The sequence below is a fragment of the Pseudomonas poae genome (assembly GCA_028869255.1).
Taxonomy (GTDB): Bacteria; Pseudomonadota; Gammaproteobacteria; order Pseudomonadales; family Pseudomonadaceae; genus Aquipseudomonas; species Aquipseudomonas poae_C.
The window spans coordinates 4,561,255-4,586,714 of record CP110972.1 but is presented as its reverse complement, the minus strand read 5'-3'; the positions used below and the strand labels follow the sequence as shown (position 1 = coordinate 4,586,714).

22 protein-coding genes are annotated in these 25,460 nt (G+C 61.2%); 11 read left to right on the top strand and 11 right to left on the bottom strand.

Annotated elements, in window-relative coordinates:
• Window position 1 precedes the first annotated feature (1 nt).
• Genes LRS56_20835 through LRS56_20820 form a run of 4 tightly spaced genes read left to right on the top strand, consistent with a single transcriptional unit; the run spans window position 2 to window position 2,540 of the window.
• Complete coding sequence (locus LRS56_20835) at window positions 2–499, top strand: fimbrial protein (GenBank protein WDU61269.1); 498 nt, start codon at window positions 2–4, stop codon at window positions 497–499.
• Window positions 500–512: 13 nt separating this feature from the next.
• Window positions 513–992 carry a fimbrial protein gene (locus LRS56_20830; protein WDU61268.1) on the top strand — a complete coding sequence of 160 codons (480 nt, stop codon included), beginning with the start codon at window positions 513–515 and terminating at the stop codon, window positions 990–992.
• Between the two features lie 10 nt (window positions 993–1,002).
• Window positions 1,003–1,551, top strand: a complete 549-nt coding sequence (locus LRS56_20825; GenBank protein WDU61267.1) for a fimbrial protein — start codon at window positions 1,003–1,005, stop codon at window positions 1,549–1,551.
• An 11-nt stretch (window positions 1,552–1,562) separates the two neighbouring features.
• Entirely contained in the window at window positions 1,563–2,540 is a 978-nt protein-coding gene (locus LRS56_20820) for a fimbrial protein (GenBank protein WDU61266.1), read from the top strand.
• A gap of 1,006 nt (window positions 2,541–3,546) precedes the next feature.
• On the opposite strand, the gene LRS56_20815 is transcribed toward LRS56_20820, so the two are convergent.
• Both LRS56_20815 and LRS56_20810 read right to left on the bottom strand, forming a co-directional pair.
• Entirely contained in the window at window positions 3,547–6,654 is a 3,108-nt protein-coding gene (locus LRS56_20815) for a transglycosylase domain-containing protein (protein ID WDU61265.1), read from the bottom strand.
• A gap of 341 nt (window positions 6,655–6,995) precedes the next feature.
• Window positions 6,996–7,472, bottom strand: a complete 477-nt coding sequence (locus tag LRS56_20810) for a transposase (protein ID WDU61264.1) — start codon at window positions 7,470–7,472, stop codon at window positions 6,996–6,998.
• Window positions 7,473–7,903: 431 nt separating this feature from the next.
• Here LRS56_20810 and LRS56_20805 point away from each other — a divergent pair, with 431 nt between their 5' ends.
• Window positions 7,904–9,322 (top strand): amino acid permease, encoded by a 1,419-nt coding sequence (locus LRS56_20805; protein WDU61263.1) that lies wholly within the window; start codon window positions 7,904–7,906, stop codon window positions 9,320–9,322.
• Between the two features lie 143 nt (window positions 9,323–9,465).
• On the opposite strand, the gene LRS56_20800 is transcribed toward LRS56_20805, so the two are convergent.
• The 5 genes from LRS56_20800 to LRS56_20780 form a co-directional block, all read right to left on the bottom strand.
• Window positions 9,466–10,608 (bottom strand): OpgC domain-containing protein, encoded by a 1,143-nt coding sequence (locus LRS56_20800; protein ID WDU61262.1) that lies wholly within the window; start codon window positions 10,606–10,608, stop codon window positions 9,466–9,468.
• Window positions 10,609–10,740: 132 nt separating this feature from the next.
• On the bottom strand, window positions 10,741–11,037 hold the full coding sequence (locus LRS56_20795) for a cupin domain-containing protein (protein ID WDU61261.1): 297 nt from the start codon (window positions 11,035–11,037) through the stop codon (window positions 10,741–10,743).
• Window positions 11,038–11,097: 60 nt separating this feature from the next.
• Entirely contained in the window at window positions 11,098–11,382 is a 285-nt protein-coding gene (locus LRS56_20790; protein ID WDU61260.1) for a putative quinol monooxygenase, read from the bottom strand.
• Between the two features lie 12 nt (window positions 11,383–11,394).
• A complete protein-coding gene (locus LRS56_20785; GenBank protein WDU61259.1) occupies window positions 11,395–13,014 on the bottom strand; it encodes an FMN-binding glutamate synthase family protein in 1,620 nt (539 codons plus the stop codon).
• A gap of 27 nt (window positions 13,015–13,041) precedes the next feature.
• Window positions 13,042–13,806, bottom strand: coding sequence for a LuxR C-terminal-related transcriptional regulator (locus LRS56_20780; GenBank protein WDU61258.1), 765 nt, complete (start codon window positions 13,804–13,806; stop codon window positions 13,042–13,044).
• Between the two features lie 93 nt (window positions 13,807–13,899).
• Between LRS56_20780 and LRS56_20775 the strand changes: the two genes are divergently transcribed.
• From LRS56_20775 to LRS56_20765, 3 genes are all read left to right on the top strand, one after another.
• Window positions 13,900–14,721: a carbon-nitrogen hydrolase family protein gene (locus tag LRS56_20775; GenBank protein ID WDU61257.1), complete on the top strand. Its 822-nt coding sequence runs from the start codon at window positions 13,900–13,902 to the stop codon at window positions 14,719–14,721.
• Between the two features lie 286 nt (window positions 14,722–15,007).
• Window positions 15,008–16,333, top strand: coding sequence for an APC family permease (locus tag LRS56_20770; protein WDU61256.1), 1,326 nt, complete (start codon window positions 15,008–15,010; stop codon window positions 16,331–16,333).
• 100 nt (window positions 16,334–16,433) lie between these two features.
• Window positions 16,434–16,706, top strand: a complete 273-nt coding sequence (locus tag LRS56_20765; protein WDU61255.1) for a type B 50S ribosomal protein L31 — start codon at window positions 16,434–16,436, stop codon at window positions 16,704–16,706.
• A gap of 6 nt (window positions 16,707–16,712) precedes the next feature.
• On the opposite strand, the gene LRS56_20760 is transcribed toward LRS56_20765, so the two are convergent.
• The 4 genes from LRS56_20760 to LRS56_20745 all read right to left on the bottom strand — a co-directional run bounded on the left by LRS56_20760 (window position 16,713) and on the right by LRS56_20745 (window position 22,791).
• On the bottom strand, window positions 16,713–18,098 hold the full coding sequence (locus tag LRS56_20760) for an ATP-binding protein (protein WDU61254.1): 1,386 nt from the start codon (window positions 18,096–18,098) through the stop codon (window positions 16,713–16,715).
• The gene (locus LRS56_20755; protein WDU61253.1) at window positions 18,095–19,906 is read right to left on the bottom strand and encodes an ATP-binding protein; all 1,812 of its coding nucleotides are present in this window, start codon (window positions 19,904–19,906) and stop codon (window positions 18,095–18,097) included. The genes LRS56_20760 and LRS56_20755 overlap by 4 nt, the downstream gene beginning before the upstream one ends.
• Window positions 19,903–20,847 carry a c-type cytochrome gene (locus tag LRS56_20750; GenBank protein WDU65787.1) on the bottom strand — a complete coding sequence of 315 codons (945 nt, stop codon included), beginning with the start codon at window positions 20,845–20,847 and terminating at the stop codon, window positions 19,903–19,905. The genes LRS56_20755 and LRS56_20750 overlap by 4 nt, the downstream gene beginning before the upstream one ends.
• Before the next feature lie 69 nt (window positions 20,848–20,916).
• Window positions 20,917–22,791, bottom strand: a complete 1,875-nt coding sequence (locus LRS56_20745) for an EAL domain-containing protein (GenBank protein ID WDU61252.1) — start codon at window positions 22,789–22,791, stop codon at window positions 20,917–20,919.
• A 257-nt stretch (window positions 22,792–23,048) separates the two neighbouring features.
• Between LRS56_20745 and LRS56_20740 the strand changes: the two genes are divergently transcribed.
• The 3 genes from LRS56_20740 to LRS56_20730 are packed head-to-tail and all read left to right on the top strand — an operon-like array spanning window position 23,049 to window position 25,363.
• Window positions 23,049–24,395, top strand: coding sequence for a response regulator (locus LRS56_20740; GenBank protein ID WDU61251.1), 1,347 nt, complete (start codon window positions 23,049–23,051; stop codon window positions 24,393–24,395).
• Window positions 24,396–24,443: 48 nt separating this feature from the next.
• Window positions 24,444–24,857, top strand: coding sequence for an NUDIX domain-containing protein (locus tag LRS56_20735; GenBank protein ID WDU61250.1), 414 nt, complete (start codon window positions 24,444–24,446; stop codon window positions 24,855–24,857).
• Between the two features lie 2 nt (window positions 24,858–24,859).
• The gene (locus LRS56_20730) at window positions 24,860–25,363 is read left to right on the top strand and encodes a GNAT family N-acetyltransferase (protein ID WDU61249.1); all 504 of its coding nucleotides are present in this window, start codon (window positions 24,860–24,862) and stop codon (window positions 25,361–25,363) included.
• Window positions 25,364–25,460 lie beyond the last annotated feature (97 nt).

Below are 25,460 nucleotides of genomic sequence, written 5' to 3'. Positions count from 1 at the left end.
AATGGCTAAGTTAACCGGCTCACGGGCCATTTTAATCATTGGGGGGCTGCTATGGGCGGTCAGCCAGGGCGCGCAGGCCAATGTGAACCTGACGATCCGCGCAGTCATCATTGCGCCGCCACCCTGTGTGATCAACGGCGGCAGCACGCTCAATGTGCCGTTCGGCAACGACCTGCATACCACGCGCATCGACGGCGTCACGTATCGCCGCGATGTGCCGTATACGGTCAGCTGCAGCCCCCCTGTCTACAGCAATGCGATGACCCTGGAGCTGCAGGGCACAGGGGCTTCGTTTGACAGCGGCGTGCTCTCCACCCGCAAGACCGACCTTGGGGTGAAGCTGTTCGTCAATGGCGCCGACTGGCCGCTGAATACGCCCGTCAGGTTCACTCATCCCAACTTTCCAGCCGTGCAGGCGGTGCCGGTCAAGCGCGTGGGCAGCACGCTGACGGGCGGGGCATTCGATGCCTCCGCGACCCTTGTGATCGAGTACCAATGATGAGGAATGATCAATGACTTTTTGGCCGCAGCGAGTCCTGCTCGCCTTGTGTTCAATCGGCTTGTGCAGCGCGGCGTCGGCCAACCTGACGTTCAACGGAACGCTGAACGAGCCGCCACCCTGCACTATAGATTCCGGGCGCAACATTGAAGTCGATTTTGGCGATGTCGGCACCAAGCGCGTCGACGGCGTGAAGTACCGCAGGGCAGTGGGCTACACCATCAACTGCGGCACCTCCCCGCTGCCGTGGTTGCTCAAGTTGAGCATCAACGGCACCGCAACCACGTTTGATGGCGCGGCGTTACAGACCACTGCGCCGGACCTGGGCATTCGCCTGCTGCAAAACAACGTGCCGTTTCTACTCAATACGCCATTGGATATCACCATCGCTGCACCCCCGACATTGGAAGTCGTCCCCGTCAAACGGCCAGGCGCGGTTCTGGCCCCGGCACGGTTTACCGCGGTGGCCACGCTGTTGGCCGAATACCAGTAGGAGTCAGTGTATGCGACATGAAAGCGTTCATAAGGGCTGGTCATGTGCCGGGTTGGCAATGCTGCTCAGCGTTGGCCTGGCGCCTACCGGGCAGGCCGCGGACAACCTGCGGTTCATGGGCAATCTGGTCGAACAGGCCTGCAGCATCCGCCCCGGCGATGAGGCCCTTACGGTGGAACTCTGGGACGTTACCAGCACCCACCTCTACATCAACACGCGCACCGTGGGTAAGGGGTTCAGGCTGCACCTGGACGACTGCAACACCACAATCAGCGAATCGGTTTCCATCACCTTCGCCGGTCGGGAAAACGCCGCGCTGCCTGGGTTGTTCGCCCTGGATGGCGGCAGTGGTGCCAGCGGTATCGGGCTCGGTATCGAGACGCCGAGTAAAAAGCTGGTGCCCGTGAACACCGCCAGCGACGAACAGCGTTTGACCCCTGGCAACAACGTGATCGAGCTCAAAGCCTTTGTGCAGGGCGAGCCGAATGCTATTCGGGATCAGACCATAGGAGAGGGTGCTTACAGGGTGACCTCAATTTTTACGCTGGATTATCCATAGTAGAGATCAACATGAAACGACTATATGCAGCCATTGGGCTTTTCGCTCTGATGGGCATGACAACCACCGTGAGAGCAGCGGATTGCAGTGTCAACGGCGGGCCGTGGCAAAGGATAGGCGCTGGCACGACGTTAACCCTGCAGGTCCCAGTCAATGTCCGGCCGGAAGTGAATACACCGCGTATCCTCCTAGAAGGTGTGAGGCTGAGTTGCCGATTCGAACCTGATAGCTACCCCGGGTATGGGCGGCAAGATTATTGGGCAACCGGAACCAGGGTCGGCCCGGCGTGGACACCGGGCCCAAAATTCACCAACCAAAGCGCTGGCTTGCGAATCAATGGGACGTATCGGGATGTTCCGATCCCGTCAGGTATTCGGATTGCGACCATGACGGATAGTGGCTTCGCCCCTATGCCGATCGAGGTAATACCTTATATTTTACAGCGCAACAATCCGGTGACGCCGATTGATATTCGAGTAGGCGACACCCTTGGCACCTTACGGCTCGATCAGACAAACAATTATGATTCCCTCTCGACGAGCCTCAGCCTTGTATACATCGCCAACAACAACTTCACCGTTTCCCCATCAACCTGCACCATCAGCAATAACAACCCGCTCGAGATCAACTTCAACGACGTGCACCAGCGTGCAATCGGCACCGACCCGCTGACCACGGCCATCCGCACCAACCGCAGGCTTAACTATTCCTGCCCTGGCCCTGGAAGCGTTACCACGCCTATTACCATTACCTACCAAGGCACGCCTTCGTCGTTCAACTCGAACCTGCTGACGATGAGCAATCCGGATGTGGGAACGGGCCTTGTCCGTGGGGGGACGGCGGTACGGGTAAACGGTTCGTTCCTCACCCAGATCACCAACAATGCAGGCGGCGACGACGTGACATTTACCCTTGTCAAACGCGCGGGTACCCTCCCTGCCGCCGGCCCCATCAGCGGCAGCGGTGTGCTCGTGATGGGCGTCCCCTGACCCCCTTCTAACCGTGGCGAGCGGGCTTGCCCGCGTTGGGCTGCGCAGCAGCCCCTCTGCTTGCATGCCGGTTCTGCCTGGCCCGGCGCATCCGGCTTTCCTGGGCCGCTTCGCGCCCCAACGCGGGCAAGCCCGCTCGCCACAAAAGTGTTGTTCAGTCTTCGGCGATGTGTGGTGACCGGAACATCCGTGGCGAGCGGGCTTGCCCGCGTTGGGCTGCGCAGCAGCCCCTCTGCTTGCATGCCGGTTCTGCCTGGCCCGGCGCATCCGGCTTTCCGGGGCCGCTTCGCGCCGCAACGCGGGCAAGCCTGCTCGCCACAAAAGTGTTGTTCAGTCTTCGGCGATGTGTGGTGGCCGGAACATCCGTGGCGAGCGGGCTTGCCCGCGTTGGGCTGCGCAGCAGCCCCTCTGCTTGCATGCCGGTTCTGCCTGGCCCGGCGCATCCGGCTTTCCGGGGCCGCTACGCGCCCCAACGCGGGCAAGCCCGCTCGCCACAAAAGTGTTGTTCAGTCTTCGGCGATGTGTGGTGGCCGGAATATCCGTGGCGAGCGGGCTTGCCCGCGTTGGGCTGCGCAGCAGCCCCTCTGCTTGCATGCCGGTTCTGCCTGGCCCGGCGCATCCGGCTTTCCGGGGCCGCTTCGCGCCCCAACGCGGGCAAGCCCGCTCGCCACAAAGGTGTTGTTCAGTCTTCGGCGATGTGTGGTGGCCGGAATATCCGTGGCGAGCGGGCTTGCCCGCGTTGGGCTGCGCAGCAGCCCCTCTGCTTGCATGCCGGTTCTGCCTGGCCCGACGCATCCGGCTTTCCGGGGCCGCTTCGCGCCGCAACGCGGGCAAGCCCGCTCGCCACAAGAGCGTTGTTTATGGCACTGTGCCTCCTACAAATCTTCATGCTTGAAAAACTTCTCCGTGTAGCGCTGCTCGTTGGATAAGTTCGAATAATGGCTGGAAACCCGAGGCGAATCAGCGGAAAAGTGCGCCTATAAAGCGCATACCTAACACCCGGTTTTCAGCGTGTAGCGCTCGTGGGAAGTGCCAGGCACAGGGTGCTGTCGCCCGGTTGCAGATACGGCGTGAGAATCGGCGCCATGCCCTTGAGCACCTGCACCGGCAGCGCCGAGGTGAACCTGAAACCTTGCGCCGAAGCCCCAGGGACAAACGCGGTCAGCGTGCCGAAATGATGCTCGCCGATATAGAACACGAAGGTCGCCGTGCGGTTGATCGCCTTGGAACTCAGGACCCGCCCACCGGCGCCGATGGCTTCGATGCGGTTGTCGCCGGTACCGGTCTTGCCGCCCATGGCCAACGGTGTGCCGTCTGCCAGTTTGAAACTGCCGGACACGCGGCGTGCGGTGCCGGCGTCGACCACTTGCGACAGGGCTTCACGCAGTGCGGTGGCGACCTCGGCCGGCATCACCCGTTTGCCACGATTAGGGTCGTTGGTCAGCTGGGTTTCATAGGGCGTTTCGGCGGCAAAGCGCAGGCTGTCGATGCGCAAGGTGGGTTGGCGTACGCCGTCGTTGAGGATGATCCCCACCAGCTCGGCCAGCGCGGCGGGGCGGTCGCCGGAACTGCCGATAGCCGTGGCCAGCGACGGCACCAAATGGTCAAAGGGGTAACCGACTTTCTGCCAGCGTTGGTGAATATCCAGGAAGGCTTCGATTTCCAGCATGGTGCGGATGCGGCTGTCGCGGGCGCTTTGATGGCGGCTCTTGAACAGCCAGCTGTAGACCTCCTGGCGTTCGTGTTCACTGGCGACGGTGGCTTGGGTGAAGGTGGCGTCGGGGTGGTTGAGCAGGTAACCCATCAGCCACAGGTCCAGTGGGTGGACCTTGGCGATATAGCCTTGGTCGGGCAAGTCATAGGCGCCGGGGCCGTAGTTCTGGTAGAGCTTGGCCAGGCGCTCGTCGGTGAGTTTTTCGCTGCTTTTTACACTGCTCAGGTGCGACCGCACGAAGCTGTTGAAACTGGTCTGGCTGGCGTTGGGCAACAGGTAGCGATGCACTGCAGCCAGGCGTTGGGCGGTGGGGTGCATGCTGTCAAGGAAGGTGTCGAGCCGCGCCTGGGTGTCTTTGTTGCGGTATTTTTTCCAGAACTTGAGGAGGAAGGTGGTGCCTTCGCGGTCGGCGAATTTGGCCAGGTATTCCTGGCGGCGCGGGTCGTTGTCGTCCTTGAGCAATTGGGCGCTGTTGTTGGGTGCCTGGTAGGTGCTGTAGCGCACCAGATCGCGCATCAGGCGAATGAACGGCAGGTTGATCGATTCACGCAGGGCTTCGCGCAGGGTCGGGTTGCGGCCGTTGTCCTCATTGCGAAAGTTATGGAAGCGATGAATGCCGCCGCCGGTGAAAAAGCTCTCACCGGGGCTGGCGGAGTATTGCCGGTCCAGGGCCGCGCCGAGCATCCTGGGCAGGCTGCGGTCGCTGTTTTGCATCAGGTAATCCAGGGCCCAGCGGGTCAGGCGGTCCTGGTCGTCGACCTGGACCTTTTTCAGCTCGGGGGTGGTTTGGGCGCCGTAGCGCTCGTGCAGTTCGCTGATGATTTGCAGGTAGGTGGTGAGCACCCGCAGCTTGGCGGTGGAGCCCAGCTCCAGCTTGCTGCCTTCATTGATGTCGAAGGGCTGGTCGGTGCTGTCGGTCTGCACGCGCACGCGGGCGCCGTCGGCGGTCATTTCGTAGAGGGTGAAACTGTAGCGCACCTGGGCGGTGCTGGCCGGGGTCAGCAGGCGTTCGCCGAGCAGGCCGATCTGGCCGGCGAAGGCGGGGTCGGCGAGGTGCTTGAGGTAGGCGGAAGCCTGGGCTTGCAGGTCACTTTGCAAGGTGCTGGTGGCCGCCAGGTCGAGGCGGTCCAGGTCGTACAGCGGCCGGTTGAGCAGGGCGGCCAGGCGGCTACGGGCGACGCTGATGCCCTTGTTGGTTTCGATCGGCTGCACCGTCGGCTGTTGCTGCCAGTCGCGGTAAGTGACTTGGCTGGCGAGGGCGGCCTTGGCGAGCGCTGGGTCGATCACGCCGTTCTGTGCCAGCAAGCGCAGGTGGCTGTCGGTGAGGTCGGCCAGTTCCGCGTGACCCTTGGTCAGGTAGTGGGAGGGGCGGCGCTGGGCAATCATCAGCGACAACACCTCGCGCAGGGCCAGGCCTTTTTGCGGCAACTGTGCGGGGTCGGTACTGGTGAGCAGGGTGTTGGTCTGGCTGAAGTCGGCGCCGTACCACACACGCAAGCCTTCGGCCATGCCATGCACTTCGCCATGGCCCGGTACGGCGGACAGCGGCACGCTGTTGAGGTAATCGCGCACGATGTTCTGGCGGGCGGCAAGCGTGTCGGGCCCATCGTGGTAGGCGCGCACGCTGGCGGAAATCATCTGGCGGATTTTTTCGCCGCCCGACAGCGTCAGGCCGTCGGGCGAGTGGCGGTATTTTTCCAGCTGGGTCGCCAGCGTACTGCCGCCGGCGCTTTGGCCTGGCAGGTGCAACACCTTGGCCGCCTGAGACCACGCGGCTTTGGCGAAGCGTGGCCAATCCACGGCGGGGTTGGCCTGGGGAAGGGCCGGGTCGAGCAGGTCACGGTTTTCGATAAACAGCAGGCTGTTTACGACCACCGGTGGGATGGCGGTGAAGCTGGGGTAAAGCTGCTGTGGGTAAGTGAAGGTGTAGAGCGGTTGTGCGCGGCAATCCGTGATGGTCAGGCCGGCCTGGATTTTCTCGTCATAGGGGACGAACAGGCCGTGATCGGTGTAGTCCATCAGCGCGGGTGAGAAGCGCACCTGGCGCTGTATCAGGTAGTCGCGCTTGAGCAGGCGCGGCAGGAACGTGTCGAGGTCGCTATAGCCCAAGCGTTTATCAAAAGGACCGTCGCCGGGATACACCATGGCATCGCTGGGCCCGGGTTGCAGGCGGTAAGTCAGCTGCGCCGCCCAGCGACTGAACTGCTGCGCCTGCCAGGCAGACGTGAGGGTTTCGCGGTGAGCCGCATACGTTACGGCAATCAGCCCCAGCAGCACTACCAGCCCTGCCAGCCGCCACCCGCGCCGCTTGCGGCGTGGGCGTTGTGGCAATGGCGGTTCATCCGGGCTGTCAGTGGGAACTGCAGCCCTGGTGGTACCGGTTTGCCATAAAGCGCCCATAGTCGATTGATCCATTTACTGCGCAGATTGATCGGACTTGGTTGAAGCTTAGACGGTGGTGGGAGCGCCAGCGATTTTGTTGGATTTTTATTGCACTGTGGCGAGCGGGGTCTGTGGCGATCGGGCTTGTGTGGCGAGCGGGCTTGCCCGCGTTGGGCTGCGTAGCAGCCCCCAAAACCTGCGACCCGGTTTTACCTGACATACCGCGTTAACCTTTTTGGGGCCGCTTCGCGCCCCAACGCGGGCAAGCCCGCTCGCCACATAAGCCCGCTCGCCACACAAGCCTGCTCTCCACACAAGTCGGATTGCTACACAGGCCTGTTTGCCAGGCAGGGCCGTCTTCAGAGCACGCAATCGTCCCGCAGCCAGGCTGCATCCCATAGCGGGTAGTCGCCGATATGCTCCACTAAACCCGCACGTAAAGGGTTGGCGATGATGTAGCGGGCAATTCTGCGCAGGTCTTCTTCCGCTCGGACCGCTCGGTCGTGGTAACCCCTCTGCCAGAAAGCACCGCCGCTTTGGCACGCCCTGTTGATGCTCAGCGTGCTGCGCGATTTTGTTCGCCCTATGACCTCGGGGAGGGTGCCATTTCGTAATTCGAGCAGCCAGTGAAAATGGTCCGGCATTACCACCCAGGCCAGGGAGTTGACCCATCCCTGGTCGTGGGTTCTCTTGAGTTCCGCGACCAGCAGCCTGCCGATGTGGAAATCCGCGAAGAGCGGTTTTCGTTGATGAACCACCGCCGTAACAAGGTAGGCGTGACCCACACCCGAGTATCTGCCGCGCCGTAGAAGATGAGAGTTGGGCTGGGGAGGCAATCCTTTGCTCCTTTTGAAATTGATGAAGTGACAAGCTCACGCTAGCAGCAGGCAGGGCTGGTGCTCGGCAGATCAATATCCGGATGTAACCATCATGCTTACGTGGCAAACAGGCTTGTGTGGCGAGCGGGCTTGCCCGCGTTGGGCTGCGCAGCAGCCCCTCTTATTGCCTACCGGTTTTGCCTGACACACCGCGTCAACCTTTTTGGGGCCGCTTCGCGACCCAACGCGGGCAAGCCCGCTCGCCACACAAGCCCGCATGACGATGCACCATTACCGTGCAATACTCGCCGCCCTTACACCCCGCTGATCTGGCTCGGCCAGACGGGTTTGCCCAAAAGGCAGGCCCGCCATCAGGGCGTCGCGGCTTACCCGCTGTGGCCTCCGAGACTCGGTGGCTCATCTCCAATAACAAGACGAGGTTGTACTCTATGCCCGCTGGCAATCACCTGCCCCACGGCGACACCGCTCAAGGCGGCCCGCTGAAACGCGAACTCGGCGAACGGCATATTCGCCTGATGGCCCTCGGCGCCTGTATCGGTGTCGGTCTGTTCCTCGGCTCGGCCAAGGCCATTGAAATGGCCGGCCCGGCGATCATGCTGTCCTACATCATCGGCGGCCTGGCGATCCTGGTGATCATGCGCGCCCTTGGTGAGATGGCCGTGCACAACCCGGTCGCCGGCTCCTTCAGCCGCTATGCCCAGGATTACCTCGGCCCGTTGGCGGGTTTTCTCACTGGCTGGAACTACTGGTTCCTGTGGCTGGTGACTTGCGTCGCGGAAATTACCGCCGTGGCCGTGTACATGGGCGTGTGGTTCCTCGAGACGCCCCGCTGGATCTGGGCCCTGGCGGCGCTGATCAGCATGGGCACCATCAACCTGATCGCGGTCAAGGCGTTCGGTGAGTTCGAGTTCTGGTTTGCGTTGATCAAGATCGTCACCATCATTGCCATGGTGATCGGCGGCGTGGGCATCATCGCGTTCGGTTTCGGCAATGACGGGGTCGCGCTGGGGATCTCCAACCTGTGGGCCCACGGCGGTTTTATGCCTAATGGCGTGCAGGGCGTGTTGATGTCCCTGCAAATGGTGATGTTCGCCTACCTGGGCGTCGAGATGATCGGCCTCACCGCCGGTGAAGCGAAGAACCCGCAGAAGACCATCCCCCGCGCCATCGGCTCGGTGTTCTGGCGCATCCTGCTGTTCTACGTCGGTGCGTTGTTCGTGATTCTGTCGATCTACCCATGGAATGAAATCGGCACCCAGGGCAGCCCCTTTGTGATGACCTTCGAGCGCCTGGGCATCAAGACCGCCGCCGGGATCATCAACTTCGTGGTGATCACAGCGGCGTTGTCCTCGTGCAACGGCGGTATTTTCAGCACCGGCCGCATGCTCTACAGCTTGGCGCAAAACGGCCAGGCCCCGGCGACTTTCGGCACCACCTCCAGCAATGGGGTGCCACGCAAGGCACTGCTGCTGTCGATTTTCGCGCTGTTGCTCGGCGTGTTGCTCAACTATCTGGTGCCGGAAAAAGTCTTCGTCTGGGTCACCTCCATCGCCACCTTCGGCGCGATCTGGACTTGGGTGATGATCCTGCTGGCCCAGCTCAAGTTCCGTCGCGGCCTGAGCCCTGCTGAACGGGCCGGGCTCAAATACCGCATGTGGTTGTACCCGGTCAGCTCGTACCTGGCGCTGGCGTTCCTGGTGCTGGTGGTGGGCCTGATGGCGTACTTTCCGGACACCCGGATTGCGCTGTACGTGGGCCCGGTGTTCCTGGTGCTGCTGACGGTGCTGTTCTACACCTTCAAGCTGCAGCCGACTCAGGCTGGCCAAGGTGAAACGCACGTCGCGTGATACGTTGCCGGTACTGGCCTGTGCCAATACCGGCTACCTTCAAGTGTGGCTCTGGCCGACTTGCTCGGCCTGAGTCAATTGGCGGATCAGGCGTTGGTGCTCAGCCAATTGATGATCGACAAACCATTGGCGCCGCTCCAGGGCTAACTATTTAAGCCGGGTTTACTGAGCCTGGCGGCCTGTGCCGCGTCCAGCCGCTTGTTGAATTCGAGCCACGCCGCGAGCCCGGCCATCAAGGCTGCGCCGATGATCGCCGTCAGCAATTGCATGGCCACGGCATCTTCCGCCAGGGCGTTGACCATGTCCGCCAGCGGCGCGAGCAGCACGCCGAGGCAAAACACCTCCAGGGAATAACGACCCATGCGGCAGGTTTGCTGCCCCAACCAGTTTTTTGTCCAACCGCTGCTGGGCAACAGCTTGGCGGTGACATAGGCCAGGGCCAGAAAATGCAACAGGCGCACCGGCGACAGGTCGGTCTTGCTGATTGGGTACAGCAGGTCGCTGGCCAGCGACGGCATCAGCGCGTCGTGCACCTCGGGCCAGCGCCACGAGAGCGTCAGCACTCCCGCCAGCAGCGTGTACAGCGCCGCCGCCACGAACAACGGTTGGCGCGTCAGTGGCCGGTTTTCCTCCGGGCGCGCCTGCCCGGCATGGATCGCCGCCGCACCACCGAGGATAAACAGAAACTGCCAGGTCACCGGGTTGAAGTACCACACGCCATCGGCAATCGCCCGCAGGTTCCAGCCCATCCAGGGCGCCAGGAAATACACCGTGGCCGATACGGCCACCACCGGCCAGGCCTTGCGCAGCATCAGCGGCAACACCAGCGGCAGGCCTGCCAGCAGCACGATATACAGGGGCAATGGGTCCATCAGGTTAGGTTTGAAGCGTAGCAGCAGCTCGTCGGTGAGGGCTTGTTGCGGGTGGGTGACGAAGTGCGTCAGGCCCATTTCTTCGACCAGGTCGCGGGTTTCCACATGGCTGTTGGCGAAGAACACGATCCCCATCAGCATCGCCAGCAAGAAGATATGCACCACGTAGAGCACCCAGGCGCGGCGCAGGATTTTCAGCGAAGCCATCCAGTAACCGTCGCGTTGCATGACCTTGCCGTAGGCCAGCACCGAGGCGTAACCGGCGAGGAACACAAACACCTCCGCCGCATCGCTGAAACCGAAGTTGCGCAGGGTGATCTGGCCGAGGGGGTTGTGGGGGACGTGATCCCAGAAAATGAAGATCAACGCCAGGCCCCGAAAAAAATCGATGCGCGGGTCGCGTCCGTTCAGCATGGCAGCGGGCTCTTGTACAAAAGGTTTAGTAATGACAGGCGAACGGGCACGTAGTCGTACGCCGCACGTCGGGCGGGCGCAGGTTGGCGGTATTTGTGAGCAATTGCAAAGGTTGGGTATTACTGAATGTCTCTAAACGTCAATGATCACAAGAGTACCTTGGCTACCGGCGAGCACAGCATGTGCGATGCCGGCTTGCACAAGGTACATCTGGCCCGCCTCCACGCGGATTTCACTGCCGCCGATGCTCAGGCGCAAGCATCCGTTGATCACCAGCAGCCCTTCGTTGTAGTCATGGGTTTCTTCTGCATACGCCTGCTCATCCATGCGCAGCACCTTGACCCGCGCCGGGCCGACCTGGCCCAGGCAGGTGGATTTCCAAGTGGCGGGCAGTTGCCCTGCGATGTCGGCGAAGTCCAGTAACGGCATGTGAATCTCCTTGTTTGATCAATGCCGTCGGTGGTCCGGTTCAGCGCGGTGTGGGTATTTTCAAAACGCATCCATCAATAAAAACCGGCAAGGTTTAGCCTGGTATGCGTTGATCTGCGGCACCAGCCGGGTGAAGTGTTCCGTCTGGCAGTGCGCATCCAGCGCGGCCTGATCAGGCCACAGCTCGATAAAAATAAAGTGGCCTGGGTCTTTTTGATCGACAAACAGATCGTAGGCGATACACAGCGGTTCCAGGCGGGTTTTTTCCACCAGTTCGGCGTACCACGGGCGCACGGTTTCCAGGTGTTCGGGCTTGATAAAGTCTTCGGCGATAACTTTCAGCATGGCAACATCCTTTTAGGCGGCAACGGGTTCATGCGGCTCAAAACTGTCCGCCCGCGCCATTTGCCACATGCGCGAATAGAACGCGCCGTTCACTTCGCCGGTGAGCAATTCCCCAGGCTTCAAGAACACATGCAGCTGCGAGAACAGCTTGATCTCGGTCGCCGACATGCGCCGCACCAGGTGTTTGGCCGACAGCTGCGAGGGGTGATCCAGGCCCGCCGCCGCGAGCATCTCGGCCAGGGCCTTGAGGGTGTTGCGGTGGAAGTTGAACACGCGCTGGGCTTTGTCCGGCACCACGAGGGCGCGTTGGCGCAGCGGGTCCTGGGTGGCGACACCGGTCGGGCATTTGTTGGTGTGGCAACTTTGCGACTGGATGCAGCCGATGGCGAACATAAAGCCACGCGCCGAGTTGGCCCAGTCGGCACCGATGGCCAGGACGCTGGCGATATCGAACGCGCTGACGATCTTGCCGCTGGCGCCCAGCTTGATTTTGTCGCGCAGGTTCAGGCCCACCAGGGTGTTGTGCACAAACAGCAGGCCCTCACGCAGCGGCACGCCGATATGGTCGGTGAACTCCACGGGCGCGGCGCCGGTGCCGCCTTCCTTGCCGTCGACCACGATAAAGTCCGGGAGGATGCCGGTTTCCAGCATGGCCTTGGCGATGCCCATGAACTCCCACGGATGACCCAGGCAGAACTTGAAACCTACCGGCTTGCCGCCAGACAGTTCGCGCAGTTGCGCGATGAACTGCATCAGTTCGATCGGCGTGGAAAACGCGCTGTGGCGCGACGGCGAGATGCAGTCTTCGCCCATCATGATGCCGCGGGTTTCGGCAATTTCCCGGGTGACTTTGTGCTTGGGCAGGATCCCGCCGTGTCCGGGTTTGGCGCCCTGGCTCATCTTGATTTCGATCATCCGCACTTGCGGGTTCTGTGCCTGCACGGCAAAGCGTTCCGGGTCGAAACGGCCGTCACTGGTGCGGCAACCGAAGTAGCCGCTGCCCAGCTCCCACGTCAGGTCGCCGCCGTTTTCACGGTGGTAGGGGCTGATGCTGCCTTCACCGGTGTCGTGGGCGAAATTGCCGAGCTTGGCGCCCTGGTTAAGGGCGCGGATGGCGTTGGCACTCAGTGAGCCGAAGCTCATCGCCGAGATATTGAACACCGAGGCCGAGTACGGCTGTGTGCACTGCGGGCCGCCGACCATGACACGGAAGGCGCTCGGGTCACTCAACGGCGCCGGGCGCATGGAGTGGCCGATAAATTCGAAGCCCGACCGGTACACGTCGATCAGCGTGCCGAAAGGTTTGTCGGCGGATTCGTTTTTGGCGCGTGAGTAAACCAGCGAACGCTGGGCCCGGGAAAAGGGCAGGGCGTCGCTGTCGGACTCCAGCAGGTATTGGCGGATTTCCGGGCGGATGCCTTCCACCAGGTAACGTATATTGCCCAGGATCGGGTAGTTGCGGCGTACCGCGTGGGGGCTCTGCAACAGGTCGAACAGGCCTATCAGGCTTAATACGCCGGTGACCAGGGTGATGGGCCGCAGCCATTCATGTTCGATAAACGGCAGGCTGGCGAGGGTGAAAATGACGCACACGGCAAAGAAGGCGTAACGGCTTAGTAACGACAGGCTCATACGGGTTTCCTTGGGTTCACTCATCGGCTAGGCGTTTTGCGCCTGAAGAAAAATCGAGAACAGCTCCGACTGGGATTTGATCCCTAGCTTGCTGTACATGTGTTTCTTATGGACTTTCACGGTTTCAACAGAGATTTCCAGCTTACGAGCGATTTCCTTGCTGGAGCAACCGCTGAGCATCAAGCGGCCTACGTCCAGCTCGCGGGCGGTGAGCTGCGCGCCCCAGCCGTCGTTTTGAATCGGTGGTTGCGGGGCGCTGACCTGGTTGACTTCATAGGGCAGGCGCTGGCGCAGCAAGCTCAGCACCCAGGGCTGGATCAGCGACAGCAGGGCGATCTGCTGCGGGTCAAAACGCTGTTTCGAGCCCAGGGACAGGCATAGCGTACGCCCATCCGGCAGTTGGCAATTAAATTGGATTTCATCCGCCACCACGTTCAGGCGGAAGTAGCGCTGGTAGTACTCGGTGAGTTCAAAATGCTCCGGCGCGACGTCCGCCAGGCGAAACAGGCCGGTGCGCGAGTGTTCGCGGCTGGCGATGTAGAAGGGGTCGAGCAGGTACAGGCCGTTGAGGTAGTCCTGGAACAAGCTGTCCGGGGTGCCGTCGGCGCCCGGGCACTCGGCGAATACCAGCGGGCGGTGTTCGCTGCTGAAGAGCAATACCACCCAACTGTCGAAGGGCACGTACTGGCCCAGCAGCCGCACCAGTTGGGTCCAGAAATTGGCCTGGTCGAGGGCGTCTATCATTTGCCCCACCGAACGGTGCCAGGCGATGTCTTGCAGCGAAACGGTCATTCGTCTACCCCCATAGGGTTACCCCGGCGGCGTGATTTCCCCAGCGGGTGCGCCTGCGCATACTGCGCCACAGATAAAACCACAGGATGTCCCATGAAGGTCGAATTTGCCCAATTGGCGGGTCGCGATAACGACACAGCTTACAACCTTGAGCGGGCTTTGGCGGCGATTGCTGCAACGGCTGCCGATACGCAACTGGTCGTCTTCCCGGAAACCCACCTCACTGGTTTCCCATCGGCCGAGACCGTCGCCGCCATCGCCGAGCCGCTGGATGGCCCTACCGTGCAGGCCATTATCCAGGCTGCACGTGCGCGCAATATCGCCGTGGTGATCGGCATGGCCGAGCACGACGGCGGCCAATTCTATAACAGCACCTTGCTGATCACGCCCGAGGGCATCGCCCTGCGCTATCGCAAGACCCACCTGTGGCCTCTGGAGCGCGGCGTGTTCACCCCGGGTGATCGCTACGCCACCTGCGAGTGGAATGGGCTGCGCGTCGGCCTGTTGATCTGCTACGACATCGAGTTCCCGGAAACTGCCCGCGCTTTGGCGCAATTGGGCGCCGAACTGCTGATCGTCACCAACGGCAACATGGACCCCTACGGCCCCACGCATCGCACCGCGATCATGGCGCGAGCCCAGGAAAACCAGGCGTTTGCGCTGATGGTCAACCGCGTGGAGGAGGGCGATGGCGAGCTGGTGTTTGCCGGCGGCAGCGCCTTGGTCGACCCGTTTGGCACGTTGCTGTTCGAGGCCGGGCGTGAGGAAGGGCAATTCACGGTCGAGCTGGAACTCGAGCAACTGGCAGCGGCTCGCAAAGACTACCGCTACCTGGACGACCAGCGCATGAAGTTGCCGGGTGAGGTGCTTGAGCACAGCAACGGCACGCGCGAGTTGCTGATCCCCAAAGGTTGAAATCGATTCTTTTTGGCTGGCAGGCTTGGTGGTGATCAGGCTTGTGTGGCGAGCGGGCTTGCCCGCGTTGGGGCGCGCAGCGGCCCTGAAACCTGCCACCCCGTTTTGTCTGGAGAAACGCGGTGACTGTATTGGAGCTGCTTCGCAGCCCAACGCGGGCAAGCCCGCTCGCCACAACAAGCCCGCTCGCCATAGCCATAAAAGTGTTTTGACCATAAGAAAAATGACACCAGCTTCACCGACTTCAGTTCTGCCATAAATCTAATAATTGCGCGGAGAATCACTCATGGCTCGTTTGCAACGCACCCTGTCATTAGGGTCGGTGGTGCTGTTTGGCATCGCCTATATGACGCCGATCATTGTGCTCGGCACCTTCGGCATCCTGGCGCAATCCACCGCCGGCATGGTCCCCGCCGCTTACCTCGCCGCGCTGGTAGCGATGTTCTTCACCGCCATGAGTTACGGGCGTATGGCCTCGGCCTTCCCGGTGGCCGGTTCCGCCTACAGCTATGTGCGCAAGGCCATCAGCCCCAAGCTGGGGTTTATCGCCGGTTGGGCGGTGTTGCTCGATTACCTGTTCTTGCCCATGGCCATCTGGCTGATCGGGGCTGCTTATCTTAATTCGGCGTTTCCAGCGGTACCGCAGTGGGTCTGGGTATTGGCGTTTATCGGTGTGACCAGCGCCATCAATATCGTTGGCCTCAAGCTGGCCAACGGCATCAATGCCTTGCTGATGCTGGTGCAGTTTCTGGTGCTGATCGCGTTTGTCGCGCTGTGCATCCACTACATCGGTGGTGATGCGAGCAAACCCCTGTGGACCATCGCCCCCTTCTTCAACGGCCAGATGCACATGCCGCTGATCATGAGCGGCGCGGCCATCGCCTGCTACTCCTTCCTGGGCTTTGACGCGGTCAGTACCTTGACCGAAGAAACCCGCGACCCACGCCGCACCATTCCACGGGCGATCATGCTGATCACCCTGATCGGCGGGCTGATCTTCGTGGCAGTCTCCTACTTTGTGCAGATCGCCCATCCGTCGTTCGAATTCGCCAATGTGGATTCGGCAGCCTATGAAATTGCGCGCAATATCGGTGGCGACCTGTTCGTATCGATCTTCCTGATCGGCCTGATCGTCGGCCAGTTCGCCTCGGGGTTGTCGGCCCAGGCCAGTGGGTCGCGCCTGCTGTTTGCGATGGGCCGCGATGGGGTGTTGCCCAAGTCGTTTTTCGGCACCTTGCATGCGCGGTTTGGTACGCCGGTCAACAGCATCCTGTTGTGCGCAGCGGTGGCGTTGCTGGCGTTGAAGCTGGACGTGACCACCTCCACCTCGTTCATCAACTTCGGCGCATTCCTGGCATTCAGCCTGGTGAACCTGTCGGTGATCTTTCACTACTGGATCGGCGCCAAGCAGCGTGGCGTGCGTGAATTGATCCTGTTCCTGATCTTCCCGGCCATTGGCTTGTTGGCTGATTTGTGGCTGATGGTCAGCCTCGATCACCTGGCGATCTACCTGGGCCTGGTGTGGTTGGCGATTGGCCTGGTTTACCTCGGCGTGCTCACGCGTGGCTTCTCGCAACAACCGCCGGAGATGGACTTCCAGGAAAGCGCATAGAAGCAGCGAGTCTATTCTTATTGCAATCGGTTCTCGTTTGGGCGCATGATTTGTGTTACTGTATAACACTTGTAACGCACCCAGACGCCCCGGAGGCCCTATGAAAGCTGGTATCCATCCCGACTACCGCACCGTGCTGTTCCACGACACTGCCGCCGACGTGTTTTTCCTGATCGGCTCCACCGCCGACAGCGACCGCACGCATCAGCACAGCGACGGCAACACCTACCCTTACATCCCCCTGGACGTGTCCAGCGCTTCGCATCCGATCTACACCGGCCAACAGCGCAAGACCCAGGTCGAAGGCCGCATTGCCGGGTTCAACAAGCGTTTTGCCGCGTTTGGCTCCAGCCCGAAACAAGCCGAGGCGTGAGCACGGCTACAGTGTTTGGCGAATGGGCAGCACCACCCGGAACGTGGTGCCTTTGCCCAATTCGCTGCTGACGGAGATCGCGCCACGGTGTTTTTTGACGATGCCGTAGGAGAGTGACAGCCCCAGCCCCGTCCCTTCGCCCACCGGCTTGGTGGTGAAGAATGGATCGAAGATTTTCTGCACGCTGTCCGGGGCAATCCCGCAGCCGTTGTCTGCGACTTCCAGCCAGATGTTTTCGCCTTCCACCCCGTTGCTGATCGTGATGGTGCCGCGTTCCGGACCCATGGCTTGCGCGGCGTTGATCACCAGGTTCATCACCACTTGGTTGAGCTGTGATGCCAGGCATTCGATGTCGGGCAGCGGCGTGTAGTGCTTGATCACATCGGCCTTGTACTTGAGTTCGCTGGCGACGATGTTCAAGGTCGAGTCGATGCCCTGTTGCAGGTTGGCCCATTGCCAGGTCTGGTCGTTGTCCACTCGCGAAAAGTCTTTCAAATCCTTGACGATCTGCGCTACGCGGCCAATCCCATCCCTGGATTCACGCAGCAGCGTGGGGATGTCTTCCTTGAGGAAGTCCAGGTCCAGGCGCCGCCGCAAGGCTTCTAAATGATCACCGCCCACTGCGGTTTCCGCTTGCCGATAGGCGTCGAGCATTTCCTGCAACTGGTTGAAGTAGCCGCCCAGGGTGCCGAGGTTGGAGGAAATAAACCCTACCGGGTTGTTGATTTCGTGGGCCACGCCGGCCGCCAGTTGGCCCAGGGAGGCGAGTTTTTCTGATTGCACCAACTGGCTTTCCAGTTGTTTGCGCTCGTCGATTTCCAGCTGCAACGCTTGGCCGGCCTGGGTAAGGGCCAGGGTGCGCTGTTCCACTAGGTGTTCCAGGTGGCTGGTTTGCAACGAGGCACGCCGCGCCATATCCCATTTGGCGGCCAGGGTATTGGCCATCTGCTGCACTTCAATATTGTCGAACGGTTTTTTCAGGATCAGCAGTCGGTCATGGGCGTGCAGGCGAAACAGCAACTCTTCCCAGGAATAGTCCGAGTACGCCGTACACACCACCACTTGCAGGTTCGGGTCGACTTTCCAGAGTTCTTCGATGGTCTGGGCGCCGTCCCAGCCCTGAGGCATGCGCATGTCGACGAAGGCCAAGGCATACGGCCTGAGTTCGGCCATGGCCACTTCAAGCAACTTCAACCCTTCTTGGCCGCCGTAAGCCGAGTCCAGCTCGAACGCTGGACCCTGCGGCGCGTCGCAGGTACCGAACAGCGCCGTTTCCATCTCGTCCAGGGCCTGGTTCTGTTCCGGGGGCGGCGTGAGGATTTTGCGGAAGTCTTCGTGGATCGATGGCGTGTCGTCGATCAGCAGAATGCGCCGGTTCGAAGGTTGGTTCATGCTGGGCCTGCCGCATCGTTGAGGGGGATTTGCAAGGTGAACACGGCGCCTTTGCCCGGCCCATCGCTATGGGCGGTGAGGCGGCCATTCATTTCAATGGCGGCCAGCGCACAGCTGTGCAGGCCGAAGCCATGGCCTTCCTTGCGGGTGGTGAAACCGTGGGTGAAGATTCGCGTCATGTTTTCTGCGGGGATGCCTTCGCCTTCGTCCTTGACGCTGATTTGCAGGAGGCTGTCCTCCACGGTCTTGATCGACAAGGTGATCTGCCGCGGGCGGTCGGTGAGGTTCGACATGGCGTACTTGGCGTTGCTGATCAGGTTGACCATGATCAACAGCAGCCGGTGTTTGTCTGCCATTAGTTGCGGTACTTGGGCGTACTCCTTGACCACCGTCACGTGGTGGCGATTCAGCGCCCCGGAGTTCATGCGCAGGGCATCCTCCATCAAGGCACTGATCTGCACGGGCTCCAACAGGCTGGAAACGCCGGCGTAGGATTGCTGGGTGGAGACGATGTCTTTGATGTGGTCCACGCTTTTGCTCAACTGCGCCAGTTCTTCGGTCAGGCCCTGTTGCTCGGTGGCAATCGCGGCCACCAGTTGGTTGAGGTAGCCAGGCAGCAGTTTGCCTTTTTCGTCTTCGCGCAGGTAAGCCCCCAGGTCGTCAGGGTGCTCGTTGATCAATTGCATGGCCTTGCCGAGCCCCAAAGCCTTGCTGGAACGCAGTTTGCGTGTCACCAGTTCGGCGGAAATATTCACGCTGTTGAGTACGTTGCCGACATTGTGCAGCACGTTGGTGGCGATCTCCGCCATGCCGGCCTGGCGAGCGCTGTCGAGCAGTTCGCTCTGGGCATCCTTGAGTTCCTGTGTGCGCGCTTCAACGCGCTGTTCCAGGCTCTCATTCACCGCCTGCAAGGCGCGGTTGACCCGGTTGATCTCGGCAAAACTGCGCAACAGGCGTACCGCCAGGTACACCAGCAGCACCACCAACAGTGTGGAAAACACCAGCAGGTAGCGGTGGTATTTCTGATCGATCAAATCGGCAGCGGTCTGGTCCTGGTTGAGCTGGGTGGTCATGGCGTCCAGCTGGTCGGACAAGGGGATTGCGGCGATACGATCCAGCAGGTCGTTGACCAGCGGTTGTTCGCGCAGAATCAGCGAAATGTGATTGCTGAGAATTTCCACCGGCAACTGAAACGCCTCAGGCAGGCTTTCCTTGTTGATCGCCAGCTTGTTCAGGCCCACGAGGATGTCCGCAGCCTTGTCGTCGCTGGTCACTTGGGCAAACTCCAGCGCGCTGAGCAGCAAGTCGTAAGTGTCGGTGGCGATGTCTTGCAGTTGCAGTTTGTCGGCATCTTTCAGGCGCAGGAAATGCGCCTGTATGTCGTCCTCGGCGGTCGGCAAAAAGGCCAGGGAGTTGCGCAGCACCGCATTGTGCGACTTGAACTGTTCCACCAGCCGGGCCTTTTCCTGGATCGACTGGCGATAAGCTTGCTGCGCGGCCTGCCAATCGGCCGGGCGATCGTGGCGGTGTTGCCCTTCACGGCTTTCCAGCGTGGTCCACAACGTGTGCATCTGTTCGAGCGGCGCCACCAGCGGGTCATAGTTGTGGGTGAGGGCGATCCGCGCCTTGAGCACCTCGACGTCCCATTGGGAGTTGAGTTGCTTGATCTGGCGGATCAGGTCGCGGGACTCGGTGTAGGTGGTGGACTGGTCGCCGAGCGACTTGAGGTACAAAAACACCAACACCGAGGCCAGTACCAGGGCGATGCCGCTGAGCGTAAGCAGGCTGGCGAGACGGGATGATTTCATAGCGGCTTGCCCGCCCATTCACCGGTCAGCGTCTTGAGGAATTGGATGATCAGCGTCTTGTCCTCAGCCGAGGGGATGCGCCCCAGCTGGTACTTGAACATCACATCGACCGCCTCCTCGAGGGTCTTGGCCGAGCCATCGTGAAAGTACGGGGCGGTCACCGCAACATTGCGCAGGCTCGGTACCTTGAACACGTTGCGGTCTTCTTCGTCCTGGGTCAGCAGGTAGCGGCCCAGGTCGGCTTCGGTAGGGTTGCCACGGGCCTTGAAGTAGTCGCCCATCACACCGAATTTCTGGTACATGTTGCCGCCGATATTGGCGCCCTGATGGCAGGCGATGCAGCCATAGTCCTTGAACCGCTGGTAGCCGTATTTCTCTTGGGTGGTGAGGATATCGGTGTTGCCTTGCAAGTACTGGTCGAAGCGCGAATGGGGGGTGAGCAGGGTGCGTTCATAGGTGGCGAGGGCATTTTGCACGTTGGCGGCTGTCACGCCGTCGGCATAGATCTGCCGGAACGCCGCCTGGTAGTTGGGCAGGGCCTGCAAGGTCTGGGTCACGGTCTGCCAGGTGTTGCCCATTTCCATGGGGCTGGTGACCACCTGCTCAACCTGCGCTTGCAGGGTGTCGACCCGGGCGTTCCAGAATTGTTTGAAGTTCAGGCTGGCATTGAACACCGTCGGGGTGTTGAGCCCGACGGGCTTACCCTCGAAGCCCAGGGAAAACGGCCGGTTATCCGCACCGCCCGTTTCCAACTGATGGCAGCTGGCACAGGATTTGGTGTTATTGACTGACAGCCGCGTCTCATTGAACAACTGGCGCCCCAGCTCCACGGTGGCCGCATCCAGCGTCGGCACCGGCGGCAGCGGTTTGAGGGGCTCATCCAGCGGCGCGGCCGCAGTGGGCAGGCAGGCGCCATACCCCAGGGCGACGGCCAGGCCCAGTGCCTGAGGCGACAGGTGAGAAGAACGTTGCGTAGTGCTGCTCAAACGGTCGCTCCTTGGGGCAAAGGGTCAGGGGGCGGGCATCAGGCTGGATTGCCCGGGTTGCAGCAGCCGGGCGAAATCGTCGGCCGCAACGGCTTTGCTGAACAGGAAACCCTGGCCCTCTTCACACTGGTGGGCCTTGAGGAACGCCAACTGTTCAAGCGTCTCCACGCCCTCGGCGATGATGTTCAAGTCCAGGCTTTTACCCAGGCTGATGATTGCGCTGATCAACTGCGCGTCCTGGGTGTTGCTGCTCAAGCCGCGAATGAACGACTGATCGATTTTCAGCACATCAATCGGGAAGCGTCGCAAGTAGCTGAGGCTGGAATACCCGGTGCCGAAATCATCGATGGACAGCCGCACGCCCAGGGTCTTGATCCCGCGCAGAGTGGTCAGCGTGTCTTCGACGTTTTGCATCAGCACCCTCTCGGTGATTTCCAGCTCCAGCAAACGCGGCGCCAGGCCCGTATGCTCAAGGATCGCCGCCAGGTTGGTGACGAAGTTACGCTGGCGAAAATCCAGCGCCGAGATATTCACCGAGATGCAGATGGGGGGTAGGCCGGCGGCCTGCCAGGCGCGTGCTTGCGCGCAGGCCTGGCGCAGCACCCATTGGCTCAACGGCACGATCAGGCCGCTGTCCTCGGCCACGGGAATGAAGGCTGACGGGTAGATCCAGCCATGGTCGGGCTGGTGCCAGCGAATCAGGGCTTCGGCGCCGACGATCTGCCCGCTGTTCAGGTCCAGCTTCGGCTGGTAGTGCAGGATAAATTCGTCGCGCTGCAGGGCCAGGCGGATGGCGCTTTCCAGGCTTTGCTGTTCCTGGGCGCGCAGGTTCATTTCGTCGATGAAAAAACTGAAATCGTTGGGGCCGTGGTCTTTGATGGTACGCATGGCGGTTTCGGCTTTTTTGATCAGCTCCACGGCGCTGTTGCTGTCATTGGGGTAGACACTGATGCCCAGACTGGCGGTGACGCTAAGGTCGTGGCCGGCCACATAGCGGGAAGTGCTCACGGCCGCGAGGAGCTTTTCTGCAAGGTACTGGGTTTGCTGCGGGTGCTTGATGTCGTTGAGGATCAGTACGAACTCATCGGAGCCGTAGCGGAACACGGCGTCCGACTCGCGGACCGTGGCCACCAGGCTCTGGCTGACCCGCTTGAGCATTTCATCGCCGACCGGGTGGCCCAGCGCGTTGTTGATGCGCTTGAAGCGGTCCAGGCCGATAAATATCACGGCCAACTGGGTGTCATGGCGCCGGCACACGGCAATGGCTTGCGTCAGGCGGTCGCCCAGCAGTGTGCTGTTGGGCAGTTCGGTCAGGGCGTCATATTGCAGCAGGTGCGAGACCTTGAGCAGCTCCTGCACGCGTTCCTCAATCGTGCGCTCAAGCCCGATCAATTTGAGTGCCGCGTCCTGTGCCAACTGCCATTTCCAGGTCAGGGCGGTGGCCATCTGGCGGATTTCCAGGTCGTCGAATGGCTTCTTCAGGATCAGCAGTTGGTCGTCGTACTGCAGGCGCGCTTCAATGGCTTCGAAGGAGTAGTCGGAATAGGCGGTGCAGAGGGCAATTTGCAGGTGCGGGTCGACCTTCCACAGATGCTCGATGGTCTCCAGGCCGTCCCAGCCCGGCGGCATGCGCATGTCGATGAATACCAGGGCATACGGGGCGTTGTCGGCCAGGGCTTTGGTCACCAGTACCAGGGCTTCCTCGCCCTGATAGGCGGAGTCCAGCACGAAGGTCTGGCGCAGCGCCGGAGCGCTGCCGAACAGGGTTTCTTCGATGCTGTCCAGGGACTGCTCGCCGTTGGCGTCGGCGCACAGGATCTTGCGAAAATCCGCGTGGATCGAGGCCGTGTCATCGACGATCAGAATGCGTCGATTGGCCCGCTCGGAGCGCGGCGTCATAGCTGATTCTGCGGGGTGCGCAACGGCGATTTCTGGCGCATACGGCTTCCTTACCTTGAATGCTTCGTTAAACAGGAGCGGTCACCAGCTTGTTGCCACAAGCATAGTCGGCTCCCTTGAATAAGTCGGCCAGTTGGCGTCAAATCAACGCCAGTTACCTCGGTGATCATCTAGCGCTCAATGCTGTAGCAAGTACAGCAATGGATTGCACCGGGTCGCAATGAAGCAATTGTGTGTCATTGCCAGGAGGTGTCGCCATGGATGAACAAAGTGCTACGACGTCCGCTTACACCCCCACGATTTTGCTGGTCGACGACGAAGAATCGATCCTCAACAGCCTGCGCCGCCTGCTGCGTGGCCAACCCTATGCAGTGCTGCTGGCCGGCAGTGGGGCCCAGGCCCTGGAAATCATGGCGGCCCAGCCCATTGACCTGGTGATGACCGACGCGCGCATGCCGACGATGGACGGTGCGATGCTGCTCGCCGAGACCCACCGCCTGTATCCGGCCACCACCCGCATCCTGCTGACCGGCTATGCCGACATGAGCATGATGATAAAGGCGATCAACGAAGGTCAGATCCACCGCTACATCAGCAAACCCTGGAACGATGAAGAAATGCTCCTGACGTTGCGTCAGTCCCTGGAGCACCAGCATTCCGAACGCGAACGGCTGCGCCTTGAGCAGTTGATCCGCGAGCAGAACGACCAGTTGAAGGCCCTCAACGCCACCCTGGAAAAACGCGTGATTGCCCGCACCAGCGAGCTGCAGCAAACCGCCGACATGCTCGACCTGGCCTACGATGAACTCAAGCGCAGCTACGTGACCGGCACCGAAGTGTTTTCTCTGCTGGCCAACTTGCGGTTGCCCAAGCAGAAGCAGACCAACCGCCAGTTGATCGAGCTGATACGCGTGTACTGCAAGGCCCAGGTGATGGACGAAGCCAGCGCCCGTGACCTGACCATGGCCGCCGCGCTGTATAACATCGGCAAGCTGAGCTGGAGCGACAGCATGATGGTCGCGCCCTCCGACCTGCTGCACAGCACGGACCGCGAGCGCTATCGGGACTACCCGACCCAGAGCGAATCGCTGCTGATGACCCTGGAGCCGATGAAAGACGCCGCACGCTTGATCCGCCATCACCAGGAGCGCTGGGATGGCAGTGGTTTTCCGGATCACCTCAAGGGCGATTTGATCCCCTCCGGCGCGCGCTTATTGAAGCTTGCCGTGGACTTTATCGAGCTGCAAAAGGGCTTGATCCTCGAGCGCCAGATGAACAGCGATGAAGCGCTGCTCTACATCCGCAAATACGCAGGCAGGCTCTACGACCCGGATATGGTCGAAGACTTCGTGCAGGCGTGCGCCGCGTTCCTCAGTGACGTGACCTTGGGTGACCCGAGCGTGAAGGTGTTGACTACCCGCGAACTGGCCGAGGGCATGGTGCTGGCGCGCAACCTGAATGCGGATAACGGCATGCTGCTGCTCAACGCCGGCAAGGTGCTTAACCTGCCGCTGGTGGATAAGTTGATTGCGTTCGAGGCGATGGAAGGGGCCAAGTATTCCGTGTTTATCAAAGAACCTGATGAGGCGCAGCTTTGCGATTAAGGTGCTTTCTGTGATCCTTGCGTCTTTACCTTCAAGGAAGACCTGTTCATGACCTCGACCATCCGCATCGCCGCCGCGTTCCTGATCGGCAATGACGGCCAGACCCTGTTGGTGCGCAAGCGCGGCACCCAGGCGTTCATGCAGCCCGGCGGCAAGATCGACGCCGGCGAACACCCTGCGCAGGCTCTGGCCCGCGAGCTGCATGAAGAACTCAACCTGCGTATCGACCCGAGCGATGCGATCTACCTCGGCACATTTTCAGCCCCGGCCGCCAATGAACCGGGGTTCACCGTGGAGGCGCAGCTGTTCCAGGTGCAGATCGACGTAGCGGTCAGCCCCGCCGCCGAGATTGAAGAGGTGCGCTGGATCGACCCGGCCGGTGATGGCGGTTTGCACTTGGCGCCGTTGACCCGTGACCTGATCCTGCCGTTTTACCGCGCTTCGCTGACCGCAACGGCCTGACGATGATCCGTGCACTGGGGGCCAACGACGCCGAGGCTTATCGGGCGTTGATGCTTGAGGCTTACGGCGCCTATCCCCAGGCGTTTACCTCCAGCGTGGCGGAGCGCGCCGCGATGCCGTTGAGCTGGTGGGAAAAGCGCCTGGACAACCCGCTGGACCGGTTGCTCGGCGCTTTTGAAGGGCCAACTCTGGCCGGCATTGTCGGCCTGGCGTTCGAACCCCGTGAGAAGGCACGGCACAAAGTGACCTTGTTCGGTATGTACGTGAACGCGGCTTTTCAACGCAAGGGCCTGGGGCATCAGTTGGTGGAGGCAGCCCTGGCCGAAGCGCGCCGGCACTCGCGCCTCAAGGTGATCCAACTGACCGTCACCGCCGGCAACTACGCCGCCATTGCGCTGTACCAGCGTTGCGGGTTCGCCCAGTACGGCCTGGAGCCGCTGGCGGTGCGGGTCGGCGTCGATTACTTCGACAAGCTCCACATGTGGCGCGAGTTGCGAGACGTGTGATGGCCAATGTGGGAGCGGGCTTGCTCGCGAAAGCGGGGGTTCAGTCAGCACATGTGTTGACTGACACAACGCCTTCGCGAGCAAGCCCGCTCCCACA

What these genes read in the sequence shown, in the direction of transcription:
- LRS56_20835 (WDU61269.1), top strand. Translation starts at nt 2, where the DNA reads ATGGCTAAGTTAACCGGCTCACGGGCCATTTTAATCATTGGGGGGCTG.
- LRS56_20830 (WDU61268.1), top strand. Translation starts at nt 513, where the DNA reads ATGACTTTTTGGCCGCAGCGAGTCCTGCTCGCCTTGTGTTCAATCGGC.
- LRS56_20825 (WDU61267.1), top strand. Translation starts at nt 1,003, where the DNA reads ATGCGACATGAAAGCGTTCATAAGGGCTGGTCATGTGCCGGGTTGGCA.
- LRS56_20820 (WDU61266.1), top strand. Translation starts at nt 1,563, where the DNA reads ATGAAACGACTATATGCAGCCATTGGGCTTTTCGCTCTGATGGGCATG.
- LRS56_20815 (WDU61265.1), bottom strand. Translation starts at nt 6,654, where the DNA reads ATGGGCGCTTTATGGCAAACCGGTACCACCAGGGCTGCAGTTCCCACT.
- LRS56_20805 (WDU61263.1), top strand. Translation starts at nt 7,904, where the DNA reads ATGCCCGCTGGCAATCACCTGCCCCACGGCGACACCGCTCAAGGCGGC.
- LRS56_20800 (WDU61262.1), bottom strand. Translation starts at nt 10,608, where the DNA reads ATGCTGAACGGACGCGACCCGCGCATCGATTTTTTTCGGGGCCTGGCG.
- LRS56_20795 (WDU61261.1), bottom strand. Translation starts at nt 11,037, where the DNA reads ATGCCGTTACTGGACTTCGCCGACATCGCAGGGCAACTGCCCGCCACT.
- LRS56_20790 (WDU61260.1), bottom strand. Translation starts at nt 11,382, where the DNA reads ATGCTGAAAGTTATCGCCGAAGACTTTATCAAGCCCGAACACCTGGAA.
- LRS56_20785 (WDU61259.1), bottom strand. Translation starts at nt 13,014, where the DNA reads ATGAGCCTGTCGTTACTAAGCCGTTACGCCTTCTTTGCCGTGTGCGTC.
- LRS56_20780 (WDU61258.1), bottom strand. Translation starts at nt 13,806, where the DNA reads ATGACCGTTTCGCTGCAAGACATCGCCTGGCACCGTTCGGTGGGGCAA.
- LRS56_20775 (WDU61257.1), top strand. Translation starts at nt 13,900, where the DNA reads ATGAAGGTCGAATTTGCCCAATTGGCGGGTCGCGATAACGACACAGCT.
- LRS56_20770 (WDU61256.1), top strand. Translation starts at nt 15,008, where the DNA reads ATGGCTCGTTTGCAACGCACCCTGTCATTAGGGTCGGTGGTGCTGTTT.
- LRS56_20765 (WDU61255.1), top strand. Translation starts at nt 16,434, where the DNA reads ATGAAAGCTGGTATCCATCCCGACTACCGCACCGTGCTGTTCCACGAC.
- LRS56_20760 (WDU61254.1), bottom strand. Translation starts at nt 18,098, where the DNA reads ATGAACCAACCTTCGAACCGGCGCATTCTGCTGATCGACGACACGCCA.
- LRS56_20755 (WDU61253.1), bottom strand. Translation starts at nt 19,906, where the DNA reads ATGAAATCATCCCGTCTCGCCAGCCTGCTTACGCTCAGCGGCATCGCC.
- LRS56_20745 (WDU61252.1), bottom strand. Translation starts at nt 22,791, where the DNA reads ATGACGCCGCGCTCCGAGCGGGCCAATCGACGCATTCTGATCGTCGAT.
- LRS56_20740 (WDU61251.1), top strand. Translation starts at nt 23,049, where the DNA reads ATGGATGAACAAAGTGCTACGACGTCCGCTTACACCCCCACGATTTTG.
- LRS56_20735 (WDU61250.1), top strand. Translation starts at nt 24,444, where the DNA reads ATGACCTCGACCATCCGCATCGCCGCCGCGTTCCTGATCGGCAATGAC.
- LRS56_20730 (WDU61249.1), top strand. Translation starts at nt 24,860, where the DNA reads ATGATCCGTGCACTGGGGGCCAACGACGCCGAGGCTTATCGGGCGTTG.